Source organism: Herbaspirillum sp. AP02 (assembly GCF_015767275.1).
Taxonomy (GTDB): domain Bacteria; phylum Pseudomonadota; class Gammaproteobacteria; order Burkholderiales; family Burkholderiaceae_D; genus Herbaspirillum.
The window spans coordinates 185490-197764 of the sequence record NZ_JADWMY010000006.1; the positions used below are offsets into that span (position 1 = coordinate 185490).

Sequence of the window (12275 nt, forward strand, 5' to 3'; positions counted from 1 at the left end):
CGAGCCGGATCGCCTGACCATGAGCGAGTCTTTGTTCCTGTTGTTTTCGCTGGGCGCCGAGCGCTATGCCCTGCCGACCGCCGAGGTGGCGCTGGTGTTGCCGCTCTCGCCCTGCAAGGCCTTGCCCGGGGCACCGCCGTGGGTGGCCGGCCTGTTGGCCCATGGCGATGGTCACGTGCCGGTGATCGACCTGTCGCGCCTGGCGCTGGGTCGTGCTGCCGCCGCCCGCGTGAGTACCCGCCTGGTGCTGCTGCATTATCGTGCCGGCCTGGCCGCACCGCAGTTGCTGGGCCTGATCCTGGAGCAGGCTACCGAGACCTTGCGCTGCGACCCGGCAGGATTCGTCCCGGCCGCCGTCAGCAATGACGGTGCGCCTTATCTGGGGCCGGTGTTGCCCTACCAGGGTGGGCTGCTGCAGCGGGTGCAGGTCGATGATCTGCTCGACCCGGCCACCCGCGCCTTGCTCTATCCGCAGGGGCCGGCATGAAGACCTTGCCGCATATCGCCAACAAGCTCAAGTCCGCCATGGGCCTGGACATGGCGACCGTGGGTGCGAGCCTGATCGAGCGCGTGGTGCGCGAACGCATGACGGTGCTGGAGATCAGCGACGACAGTCTCTACCTGGCGTTGCTGCAGACCTCCGGTGAGGAACTGCAGACCCTGATCGAACTGGCGGTAGTGCCGGAAACCTGGTTCTTCCGTGATCGCGAAGCCATCCTGGCGGCCGCCCGCATGGCCCGCGAGCGCCTGGCTGCGCAGCCGGCGCTGCCGGTGCGCATCCTCAGCCTGCCGTGTTCCACCGGCGAAGAACCGTATTCACTGGCCATGGCCCTGCTTGATGCCGGCGTGATGCCCGGTCAGTTCGTCATCGACGCCTACGATATCCGCACCCGTTCGCTGGACATCGCCGCCGCCGGCATCTACGGTCGCAACTCCTTCCGGGGGCGCGACCTGGGCTTTCGCGACCGGTATTTCCAGTCCCACGAACACGGATGGCAACTGCAGCAGAACATCCGCGCGCAGGTACGCTTCGGCTCCGGCAACCTGCTGGCGCCGGATTTCCTGCGGCATGCCGCCCCTTACGATTTCATCTTCTGCCGCAACGTGCTGATCTATTTCGAGCGCGGCGTGCAACATGAGGTGGTGGGCTTGCTGGAAGGCCTGATGAAGCCGGATGCCGTCATCTTCGTCGGTCCCGCCGAGGGGGGGATTCTCTTGAGTCCGCGTCTGGAGTCAGCCGGTATCGCACTGGCTTTCGGGTTTCGCAAGCGTCCCGTGGCGCAGTGTGCCGGCCATGCCTCGGCCTGGGCCGTTGCCGCCCTGGGCAAGCCCACCGCGGCGCAAGCGGTGGTGCCGGCGATCCCGGCAACCCCGACCGTGCACGCGAAGCGCCGTGCCGCCGTGCCGTCGCCGACATCGCCGGAGGTCGCGCCTGCGTCCGACCTGCTGGAGCGCGCCCGCCTGCTGGCCGACCGTGGTCAGTTCGAGCAGGCCGAAGCCCTGTGTGATCAGGCGCTCCAGGCGCAGGGGCCGAGCGCGGCCGCCTTCTATCTGCAGGGCCTGATCCACGATGCCAGCGGTGACCATGACCATGCACAACGCTGCTATCGCAAGGCGCTCTATCTGGAGCCCGAGCATCAATCGGCCTTGCTGCACCTGGCCGCACTGTTGCAGGCGCAGGGCGACGCCGTCGGTGCCGAACGGATGCGTCAGCGTGCCGCTCGCTTGAGTCCGTCACGGGAGGACGCACATGGCTGAAGCGATGCATACCGATGTGATGATCGATGACTGCTGGAACCGCATCGGCACCAAGGGCGATGGTAGTTGTCCCGAGCTGCAGCAGCACCTGCGTTGCCTGAATTGCCCGACCTTCGCCAGCGCCGCCCTGCAGCAGCTCGACCGCATTCCCGCCTCGGCCGAGGTCGCGCAGCAGTGGTTGCATTCCGCTGTTGGCAGCGAGCCGCAGCAGCAGGGGGCAGGTGCGTCCGCGCTGGTGGTGCGCATCGGTGGCGAGTGGCTGGCCATCGCCACCGCCGTGGTGCAGGAAGTGGCCGAGCCCCGTCCTGTGCACAGCCTGCCGCACCAGCGTAATCCGGCCATCAGCGGCGTGCTCAATATCCGGGGCGCATTGCGCATTTGCGTCTCGCTGGCGCAATTGCTGCAATTGCAGACGGAGGCCAAGCAGGGGCAGGGGGCATCCCATCTGCTGGTGACGGCCTATGAAGGCCAGACGCTGGTGTTCCCGGTGGAGCAGGTGGTGGGCGTCCACCGCTATGCCCCCGACGCCCTGGCGCCGGTGCCGACCACGCTGGCCCATGCAGCGATCCAGTGCACGCGGGGCATGGTGGAGTGGCGTGGCCGACAGATCGGTCTGCTGGACCATGAACTGCTGTTCTACGTACTCAACCGGAGCATGACATGAGTACGCCTGACCTGAGCCAGATGTCGATGCTGGACCTGTTCCGTTTCGAGGCGGAAAGCCAGATCGCCCAGCTCAACGCCAGCCTCCTGGCGCTGGAGTTGCAGCCGACGGCGGCCGAGCACCTGGAAGCCTGCATGCGTGCCGGCCATTCGCTCAAGGGCGCGGCCCGCATCGTCGGCCTGGAAACGGCGGTCAAGGTCGCTCATGTACTGGAGGACTGCTTCGTGCTGGCCCAGCAGGGCAAGTTGATCCTGGAGAAAAAGCACATCGACGTGCTGCTGCGCGGGGCCGACCTGCTGGGGCGCATCGCCTCTCCGCCCGATGGCGACGAGGCCTGGGCCGATCACGCCGGCAACGGGGAGGTACAAGCTTTCCTGCTGGCCTTGCCGGCGGTGATGAATGGTGGCGAGGCGCTGCCCTGGCCGGCAGCGGCGCCACCCCCGGCTCCGGCTCCGCTGGTGGTGCCGGCGGCCGAACCGGTGACGCCCATGGTGGCCCCGGTCCTCGCTCCCGAGGCTGCGCCGGTGGCGCCTGCCACGGCGGCGCCACCGCCAGCGAGTGCGCGCGCCGTGCGGGTCAGTGCTGAAAGCCTGGACCATCTGCTGAGCCTGACCGGAGAATCCCTGGTCGAATCGCGTCGCCTCAAGTCCTTCTCGGCCAGCACACTGCGCATGAAACGGGTGCAGCGCGAAGCCATGCAGACGCTGGACCTGTTGCAGCAAAAATTGTCCACCGCGCAGCTGGACGAATTCAGCCAGGCCACGCTGTCCGAATTGCGCACGCTGATGCAGCAGAACCAGCAGCTTCTGGGGGACCAGTTCAACGAGCTGGAAGTCTTCGACCGCCGCTCGGTGAACCTGTCGCAGCGTCTCTATGACGAAGCGCTGGCCTGTCGCATGCGGCCCTTTGCCGATGGCACTGGCGGTTTTGCCCGCATGGTGCGTGACGTCGGCAATACCCTGGGCAAGTCGGTGCGGCTGGACATCAGCGGCAGCATCACCCAGATCGATCGCGACATCCTGGAAAAGCTGGAGGCGCCGATCGGTCACCTGTTGCGCAACGCCGTGGATCACGGCATCGAAGACGCTGCCACCCGCCTGGCGGCCGGCAAGCTGGAGCAGGGTGTGGTGCGGCTGGAGGCCCGGCATAGCGCCGGCATGCTGCTCATCGAGGTGAGCGACGATGGCGCCGGCATCGATATCGAACAACTGCGCCGTGCCGTGGTGGCACGTGGGTTGTCCAACCAGGAGACGGCGGCCCGTCTGTCCGAGGCCGAGTTGCTGGAATTCCTGCTGCTGCCCAGCTTCACCCTGCGCGAGACCGTGACCGAGATTTCCGGGCGTGGCGTAGGGCTGGACGTGGTGGCCGACATGCTCAAGCAGGTGCGCGGCACGATCCGCATCACCACCCGGCCGGGGCAGGGCAGCCGTTTCCTGATGCAATTGCCGCTGACCCTGTCGGTGATCCGCAGCCTGCTGGTGGAGATCGCCGGTGAACCTTATGCATTCCCGCTGGCCTACGTCAATCGGACCCTGCGCTTGTCGGCCGAAGCCTTGCAGACATTGGAGGGCTATCAGCACTTCAGCCATGACGGCCGCCAGATCGGCCTGGTCAGCGCACATCAGGTCTTGCAGAAGGGCCAGTGGCGTGCCCGTGATGGCAGCGTCTGCGTGGTGGTCATCGGCGAGCAGGAGCACAGCTATGGCGTGGCGGTGGATGCCTTCCTCGGTGAGCGCATGCTGGTGGTGCAGCCGCTGGATGCGCGCCTGGGCAAGATCCCCGATGTGCAGGCCGGCGCGCTGATGGAAGATGGCGCGCCGCTGCTGATCCTGGATGTGGCCGACATGCTGCGCACGGTGCAGAAGCTGACCTCGTCCGGGCGCCTGCAGACGATGGATCAGGACGGTGCCGCGCAGGTCGCCGTGGCCGCCCGCAAGAAGGTGCTGGTGGTCGACGACTCCCTGACAGTGCGCGAGCTGGAACGCAAGATGCTTGCCAATCGAGGCTATCAGGTCACGGTAGCGGTGGACGGCATGGATGGCTGGAATGCGGTGCGCGCCGAGCGCTTCGACCTGGTCATTACCGATATCGACATGCCACGCATGGATGGCATCGAACTGGTCAGCCTGATCCGCGGCGCACCGCAGCTGCAGTCGCTGCCGGTGATGATCGTGTCCTACAAGGATCGTGAGGAAGACCGGCAGCGCGGCCTGGAGGCCGGTGCCGATCATTATTTCACCAAGAGCAGTTTCCATGACGAAAGCCTGTTGCAGGCCGTCACGGATTTGATTGGAGAGGCGACATCGTGAAGATCGGGATCGTCAACGACACGCCCATGATGGTGGAAGTATTGCGCCGGGTGATTGCCGAGAGCGGCCGTCACGAGTTGATCTGGATCGCCCGTGACGGCGAGCAGGCGGTCCAGATGTGCGCCTGGCAATTGCCGGACGTGGTGCTGATGGACCTGCTCATGCCCAAGGTGGACGGCGTGGAAGCCACCCGCCGCATCATGCACGACACCCCTTGCCCGATCCTGGTGGTGACCTCCGACATGGATACCAGCGCCGCCAAGATCTACGAGGCGCTGGGCTATGGCGCGCTGGATGCCACCCAGACCCCGGCACTGATCGGGGCGGCCGGCAAGCGCGACGCCGCTGCACTGATCGAAAAGATCGACAACCTCGGTCGGCTCAGCCCGGAAGTGGTGGCCACGCCGGTGCGCCCCAGCTTGCGACCCTTGCCGTCAGTGTCCTCGGAAGACCTGGCGCCGCTGGTGGCGGTGGGAGCGTCGGCCGGTGGCCCGGCGGCATTGGCCACCTTGCTCAAGCAGTTGCCGCGCGAGTTTGGCGGCAGCATCGTGATCGTGCAGCATATCGATGCCGGCTTCGCCCCAGGCATGGCGCAGTGGTTGCAACAGCAGTCGCTGTTGCGGGTGCGTCTGGCCGGGGAGGGGGACCTGCCGCGCCGCGGTGAAGTCCTGCTGGCCGGCAGCAACCACCATCTGGTATTCAAGGAAGGCAGCCGGCTGGCCTATGTGGAAGGTGCCGCCGCCGACGTCTACCGGCCATCGGTGGATACGTTTTTCCACAGCATCGTCCGGCACTGGCAAGGCAAGGCCACCGGCGTATTGCTCACCGGCATGGGGCGCGATGGCGCGGCCGGTCTGAAGGCCTTGCGCGAGAACGGCTATCACACCATCGCCCAGGACCAGAAAAGCTGCGCAGTCTATGGCATGCCCAAGGCGGCCGTGGCCCTGAACGCCGCCGTCGAGGTGCTCTCCGTGACGGCCATCGCCGCGCGGCTGCAAGCCATCGTGGCGTCAACATGAAGAATAGAAGGAAGAAACAATGAGCTCGGTGCACCCTACCGACATCCAGACCGGCGGCCCCGTGCCACCGAGCGACGAATACAAGATCATGGTGTTGCTGGTGGATGACCAGGCCATGGTGGGCGAGGCGATCCGCCGCGCCCTGCTCAACGAAGCGCACATCGATTTCCATTTCTGCACCCGTGCCGAGGAGGCGCTGGCGGTCGCTGAAAAGACCCGGCCCACCGTGATCCTGCAGGACCTGGTGATGCCCGGCGTGGATGGCATGACGCTGGTGCGGCAGTATCGCGCCAGTACGATACTGGCCAACGTGCCGATCATCGTGCTGTCCTCGCGCGAGGATCCGGAGATCAAGCGCGATGCCTTTGCCGGTGGCGCCAATGACTACATGGTCAAGCTGCCGGATGTGATCGAACTGGTGGCGCGCCTGCGGTACCACTCGCGCTCCTACATCAACCTGCTGCAGCGCGACGCCGCCTATCGCGCACTGCGCGAGAGCCAGCAGCAGTTGCAGAAGACCAATTTCGAACTGCAGCGCCTGACCAATACCGATGGCCTGACCGGCATCGCCAACCGCCGCTATTTCGATGATTATCTGGGCGCCGAATGGCGGCGGGCGCGGCGTGATGGTCTGGACCTGTCCTTGCTGCTGATCGACGTGGATTTCTTCAAGCTCTTCAACGATACCTACGGTCATGTGGCCGGGGATGCCGTTCTACGCCGGGTGGCGCAGACGCTGGACAACAGCATTCAGCGGCCGGCCGATCTGTCGGCCCGTTTCGGTGGCGAGGAATTCGCCATGATCCTGCCGCGCACGCCGCTGGCAGGCGCGCAGACCATCGCCCATAAGGTATGCCAGCTGGTCGAGGCCAACCAGATCGCGCATGAACGCTCCAATGTCAGTGCCTGGCTCACCGTCAGTGTGGGCGCGGCCTGCGTGATCCCGGGCCAGGAGCAGGACATCAGCGAACTGATCGAGATGGCCGATCGCCGCCTATACCTGGCCAAGCAGCAGGGCCGCAACCGGGTGGTCTGGCAGGAGGCCTGAGTCGCTGCCGGCGCTGTGACACCCGACGACCACCCCCAGAAGACGAGGAGAAGACCAGCATGCGTACCATCGCCAGCCTGGAAGAACTGAAATCGCTGGCCGGCCAGGAACTGGCCACCAGCGCATGGATCACCATCACGCAGGAACAGGTCGACCGTTTCGCCGATGCCACCGGCGACCATCAATGGATTCACGTCGATGCGGCGCGTGCGGCACGGGAGTTGCCCTATGGCGGCACGGTGGCGCATGGCTTCCTGACGCTGGCCTTGCTGCCGCGGATGCTGTCGGAATCCATCCGCCTGGGGCAGGACCTGCGCATGCTGCTCAACTACGGTCTGAACCGGGTGCGTTTCCCGGCACCCTTGCCGGTGGGGCGCCAGGTGCGTGGCATCATCGCGTTGCAGGCGGTCGAGGATGTGCCGGGTGGCCTGCAGCTCACCTGGAATATCACGGTAGAGTGCGAGGGGCTGGAAAAGCCGGTGTGCGTGGCTGAATTTCTCGTGCGCTGCTACTGAGCCGAAGGTCGATGATCCCCCTCTGGCTCGCTTTCCATGGGGCGGTCCGTCTGCTTTCTCGCAGAAGCTCACCTACTTTGTCGCCTGGACGCATCGCATGGCCTGGTCAGGATTGATTTTCGTGCAACTTGCTCGCGTATGGTGCTAAGGTGAAGGCTCGATACGGCGGCCTTCCACGGTGGCCGGCGCGGCCGGTGGTCGAACCGCCAAGTCATAGCCGAACATGCATTCATGATGTCAGAACAAGCGCCAAAAATGGACGCGGCCGCCGTTGCCGCCGAGCACAACCGCGATTGCGACTTTGCGCGCAAGGCGCTCGCCTTCAATAACCTCACGCTTTCCTATATCGCCCGCGGCGCACCGCTGGAACAGTTGCTTGATCGCATCGCCAGCGGCTTTTCCTGCGCCTATTCACAGCGCGTGCTGGCGATCTTCCTGTTCGACGCCCAGGCGCGCCGCATGCGGGTAGGCGCAGCGCCGCGCATGGCGCCGGCCATCCTGGCCGAGGTGACGGCGCTGGACGTGGATGATCCCGATACACCCCGCTTCTGGCGTGGATTGACCGAGTCGGCGGCACCGTACGGCCTGCGCCTGCGGGAGATGCTGCCGTTGCGCTCCTTCGCCGGCGAGGTGGCCGGTGTGCTGGTGGTGTGCGCGGAAGGGGAGGCGCCGTTCGATGACGCCGTCGAGCGCGATCAGGGCTATCGCGACAGCGTCGGGGCAGCGGTATCGATGGCCATGCTGGCCATCGAACGTTCGCTGGTGCCGGTTCATGTGCGGCTCAAGAGCGAGCCGCCCGGGGTCGCCGACGAACGCATGGCGCTGGCCATCGAAGGGAGCGGCACCGGCATCTGGGACCGCAATGCCGTCACCGGCGAGATGTATTATTCGCGCGGCTGGAAAGCCATCCTCGGCTATGAGGACTGGGAGCTCTCCAGTCACCTGGAAGACGCCTACCAGCGCATCCACCCGGATGACCTGGCCTATGTCCAGGAGACCGTGCGCCAGCACTTCGAATCGCGCTCCGACAGCTACCAGGTCGAGCATCGCATCCGCTGCCGCGACGGCAGCTACAAATGGATCAGCAGTCGCGGCAAGGTGGTGGCGCGCGACGCCCAGGGCCATGCGCTGCGCATGATCGGTACCACCACCGATATCACCGAGATCAAGCGGCTCACCGAGAAGCTGGGCAAGAGCAGCCGCATGCTGGACTACCTGACCAGCGAAATACCGGGCATGGTGTTCCAGTTCAAGGTGCCGCCGGGCGGACGCGGTAACTTCACCTATGTCAGCGAAGGCGCACGCGAGACCTATGGCCTCACGCCGCAGCAGTTGCTGGACACGCCCGAGGTGATCGATAGCGTCATCCATCCCGAAGACATGCCGCTCTACGAAGCGGCACGCCAGGCGGTGCTGGCCGGCGCTTCCCATTGGGTGCTGGAGTTCCGGGTCATGCCGCCGGGCCAGTGCGTGCGCTGGCTGCGCGGGCAGGCCCGGCCGCGCCGGCTGGAGGATGGCACCATCCTGTGGCATGGCTTCATCAGCGATATCAGCCAGAGCAAGGCCATCGAGCTCGAACTGCAGGAATTCGCCCTGACCGACTACCTGACGCAGCTGCCCAACCGGCGTCATTTCATGCAGCGGCTGCAGGAAGAGTACAACCGCATCCAGCGCGGTATCGCCGGTACGGCGGCGGTGCTGATGTGCGATCTGGATCATTTCAAACGCATCAATGACAGCCTCGGACATGCCGTGGGGGATCAGGTGCTCAGGCACTTCGCCGACGTGCTCATGAGCCAGTTGCGCAAGACCGATGCCGCCGGGCGGCTGGGTGGGGAAGAGTTCGCGGTGATCCTGTCCAGCGTGGACCTGCAGGCCGCGGGAGAGTTTGCGACGCGCCTGCAAAACAGCTTTGCCTGCCAGCCGCTATGGCATGAGGGACACAAGGTGGAGGTGACGCTGTCGATCGGCATCGCGCTGATGCGGGCCGAGAGCCTCGGGCAGGAGCAGGTCTTGCGCGCCAGCGATGATGCCCTGTATCGCGCCAAGGAGCGGGGCCGCAACCGCTTCGAGCTGGCGCCCATCGCCTGAGGGCAGGGCGGCCGGCGCCGCCTCCCTCGGGGTGTTCAGCGCTCAGCGTTTCTGGTACTGGCTGGAGCCGAACAGCAGTTCCTTGGCCTTGTCATCCTGCAGCGGCTTGCGCTTGTCGGCCAGCACGCTCACGCCGCGCTGCACGGCGGGGCGGGCGCTGATGGCATCGAACCAGCGCTTGACGTTGGGGAAGTCCGCCAGGTCGATGCCCTGGTTCTTGTGCGAGCGGGTCCAGGGGAAGCAGGCGATATCGGCAATCGTGTATTGCTCGCCGGCCAGGTAGGCATGCTGGCCGAGCTGCTTGTCCATCACCTGGTACAGGCGACGCGCTTCGTTGGTGTAGCGATTGACGGCGTACTCGATCTGTTCAGGGGCATATAGCCGGAAGTGATGCGCCTGCCCCAGCATCGGCCCCAGGCCACCCATCTGGAACATCACCCATTGCAGCACTTCATACTTTTCGCGGTCGGTTTCGCCGAGGAAGCGACCGGTCTTGCCGGCCAGGTAGATCAGGATGGCGCCCGACTCGAACAGTGAGATCGGCTGGCCATCCGGGCCATCAGGATCGACGATGGCGGGGATCTTGTTGTTGGGCGAAATCTTCAGAAATTGCGGGGTGAACTGGTCACCGGCGCCGATATCGATGGCGTGCGCGGTGTAGGGCAGGCCGCATTCTTCCAGCATGATGTGGACCTTGTGGCCGTTGGGCGTGGCCCAGCTGTATACGTCGATCATGGATGTCCTCCGTAGGGTATCGGGGTTGAGCCCGGGCGATGCCGGGAATGACGCTATAAACGAAACAAAACGATATAAAGGATTTACAGCCTGGCCAGGCGATCCAGCGCCAGTTGCAGCGTCTCGTCCTTCTTGGCGAAGCAGAAGCGCACGATGCCGGATTCACGCGGGGTGTTGTAGAAGGCCGAGACCGGGATGGCAGCGACACCAATCTCGGTGGTAAGCCACTTGCAGAACTCGGCTTCGGGCAGGTCCGAGATGGCGCCGTACTTCACGCACTGGAAGTAGGTGCCTTGCGAAGGCAGCAGTTCGAAGCGGGTATCGGCCAGGCCGGCGCGGAACAGGTCGCGCTTGCGCTGATAGAAGGCCGGCAGGTCCAGGTAGGGGGCGGGGTCCTTCATGTAGGCGGCCAGGCCGTATTGCACCGGGGTGTTGACGGTGAACACGTTGAACTGGTGCACCTTGCGGAATTCAGCGGTGAGCGCAGCCGGCGCGGCCACGTAGCCGACTTTCCAGCCGGTGACGTGGTAGGTCTTGCCGAAGCTGGAGTTGATGAAGCTGCGTTCGGCCAGTTCCGGGTGACGCGCCAGGGACTCGTGCGGCTGGCCGTCGTAGACCATGTGCTCGTAGACCTCGTCGGAGAGGATCAGGATGTCGGTGCCGCGCACGATGTCGGCCAGGGCCGCCACGTCGGCTGCGCGCATGACGCTGCCGGTCGGGTTGTGGGGCGTGTTGACCATGATCATGCGGGTCTTGGGGGTGACTGCGGCCTTGACCTTGTCCCAGGGGATGCTGTAGCCGGCCGCGCCCACTTCCATCTGTACGAACACCGGCACGCCGCCGGCCAGCTCGATGGCCGGCACGTAGCAGTCGTAGACCGGTTCGATGACGATGACTTCATCGCCGGCATGTACCGCGCACAATACCGAGGTCAGGATGCCCTGGGTGGCACCGGCGGTGACGGTGATCTCGGAGACCGGATCGTAGCGCTGGCCGTAGAGCTGCTCGACCTTGTCGGCAATGGCTTCGCGCAGCGGCAGCACGCCGGCCATGGGCGGGTACTGGTTCAGGCCTTCCTGCATGGCCTGGGTGACCGCATTGACCAGCGTCGGGTCGCAATGGAAGTCGGGGAAGCCTTGTCCCAGGTTGACTGCGCCCTTTTCAGAGGCCAGTGCGGACATGACGGTAAAGATGGTGGTGCCCACCTTGGGCAGCTTGGTGACGATAGTGGGGGTGCTCATTGCAGCGGGCTCGTTCTTATGATGATCGCAAGCCCGTTATTCTAGCCGGATTCGCCGGGCGGTTCAGGCTGGTGCGGCAAGGAAGGCATCCGGCCGCCAGTGCTGGGGCTGCACGATGGCGAACATGCCGCGCTTGAGGGTGCGCTTGCCCAGCTTGAGGACTGCCTTGTCCTTGCTCACCAGCACGTGCGCGCGGCATTGCAGGGACAGTTCCAGGAATTTCTGGTCGTCGCGGTCGGTGCAGATGGGCAGGCCGAAGGTATTGACCTCGGCCAGCGGCAGGCACTGCAGCAGGCGGTCGAACTGGGCGCAGATGGCCGGCTTGTTCTCGGGCGTCACCGGCAGGTGAGGATAGTCCAGCACCGCCAGCCATTCGTTGCGGCAGTCCTCGCGGGTGTAGGCCTCCACGCTGCCGTCTTCGAGCGCCTGCAGCAAGGCTGCCCAGCGCGGGTCGCGGAACACGAACAGGTCCAGGCAGACATTGGTGTCCAGCACCAGCCGCTGGCGCCCGCCGGGGAGGGCGGAGCCCAGGGCGGCGGCGGGTTCGGATGAAAGCGGGGAGGGGAAAGGGAGTGTTGCCGGATTGCTCATTGAATGGAAAAACTAGTTGTCGATGCCACGCTGGCCGGGGAGGGGCACGTCCTGCTTGCCGAAGAGTTCGCCGCCAGCTTCGAGCGCATCATACCCCTGATCGGTGACGCGCCAGAAATTATGCATGTCCACCGCCGCCAGGCCACGGTCATACAGCAGGCGCAGGTGATGCAGGATGACCTCCGGCGCCATCTGGCCGGGCAGGGCGCTCTGGATCTTCTCGACGTCGCCGTAGACGGTGCCGAAGGATGCCAGTTGTTTCAGGATTTCACCCATCAGGGCCTTGTCTCGTTTCATGTCGTCC

12 protein-coding genes are annotated in these 12275 nt (G+C 65.2%); 8 read left to right on the forward strand and 4 right to left on the reverse strand.

Translation table 11 applies throughout. The features are described 5' to 3' along the window. Positions 1 to 19: 19 nt before the first annotated feature. The 8 genes from I5R65_RS14285 (at position 20) to I5R65_RS14320 (ending at position 9404) form a co-directional block, all read left to right on the forward strand. Positions 20 to 487 (forward strand): chemotaxis protein CheW, encoded by a 468-nt coding sequence (locus I5R65_RS14285; protein ID WP_180668299.1) that lies wholly within the window; start codon positions 20 to 22, stop codon positions 485 to 487. Further along, a complete protein-coding gene (locus tag I5R65_RS14290; RefSeq protein WP_180668300.1) occupies positions 484 to 1758 on the forward strand; it encodes a protein-glutamate O-methyltransferase CheR in 1275 nt (424 codons plus the stop codon). The genes I5R65_RS14285 and I5R65_RS14290 overlap by 4 nt, the downstream gene beginning before the upstream one ends. After that, complete coding sequence (locus tag I5R65_RS14295; protein ID WP_180668301.1) at positions 1751 to 2422, forward strand: chemotaxis protein CheW; 672 nt, start codon at positions 1751 to 1753, stop codon at positions 2420 to 2422. The genes I5R65_RS14290 and I5R65_RS14295 overlap by 8 nt, the downstream gene beginning before the upstream one ends. Further along, a complete protein-coding gene (locus I5R65_RS14300; protein ID WP_180668302.1) occupies positions 2419 to 4731 on the forward strand; it encodes a hybrid sensor histidine kinase/response regulator in 2313 nt (770 codons plus the stop codon). The genes I5R65_RS14295 and I5R65_RS14300 overlap by 4 nt, the downstream gene beginning before the upstream one ends. Beyond that, positions 4728 to 5750, forward strand: a complete 1023-nt coding sequence (locus I5R65_RS14305) for a chemotaxis response regulator protein-glutamate methylesterase (RefSeq protein WP_180668303.1) — start codon at positions 4728 to 4730, stop codon at positions 5748 to 5750. Before I5R65_RS14300 ends, I5R65_RS14305 begins: the two co-directional genes overlap by 4 nt. Before the next feature lie 19 nt (positions 5751 to 5769). Then, positions 5770 to 6798, forward strand: coding sequence for a diguanylate cyclase (locus tag I5R65_RS14310; protein WP_180668304.1), 1029 nt, complete (start codon positions 5770 to 5772; stop codon positions 6796 to 6798). Between the two features lie 59 nt (positions 6799 to 6857). Next, entirely contained in the window at positions 6858 to 7313 is a 456-nt protein-coding gene (locus I5R65_RS14315; RefSeq protein WP_180668305.1) for a MaoC family dehydratase, read from the forward strand. 255 nt (positions 7314 to 7568) lie between these two features. Beyond that, on the forward strand, positions 7569 to 9404 hold the full coding sequence (locus I5R65_RS14320) for a sensor domain-containing diguanylate cyclase (RefSeq protein WP_231395179.1): 1836 nt from the start codon (positions 7569 to 7571) through the stop codon (positions 9402 to 9404). Between the two features lie 42 nt (positions 9405 to 9446). Here I5R65_RS14320 and I5R65_RS14325 read toward each other — a convergent pair whose 3' ends face one another. From I5R65_RS14325 to I5R65_RS14340, 4 genes are all read right to left on the reverse strand, one after another. Beyond that, positions 9447 to 10139 (reverse strand): glutathione binding-like protein, encoded by a 693-nt coding sequence (locus I5R65_RS14325; RefSeq protein WP_180668306.1) that lies wholly within the window; start codon positions 10137 to 10139, stop codon positions 9447 to 9449. Positions 10140 to 10222: 83 nt separating this feature from the next. Continuing rightward, entirely contained in the window at positions 10223 to 11380 is a 1158-nt protein-coding gene (locus I5R65_RS14330) for a pyridoxal phosphate-dependent aminotransferase (RefSeq protein WP_180668307.1), read from the reverse strand. 63 nt (positions 11381 to 11443) lie between these two features. Beyond that, positions 11444 to 11971 carry a putative toxin-antitoxin system toxin component, PIN family gene (locus I5R65_RS14335; protein ID WP_180668308.1) on the reverse strand — a complete coding sequence of 176 codons (528 nt, stop codon included), beginning with the start codon at positions 11969 to 11971 and terminating at the stop codon, positions 11444 to 11446. A gap of 12 nt (positions 11972 to 11983) precedes the next feature. Further along, a complete protein-coding gene (locus tag I5R65_RS14340; RefSeq protein WP_180668309.1) occupies positions 11984 to 12268 on the reverse strand; it encodes a hypothetical protein in 285 nt (94 codons plus the stop codon). Between the last annotated feature and the right edge of the window lie 7 nt (positions 12269 to 12275).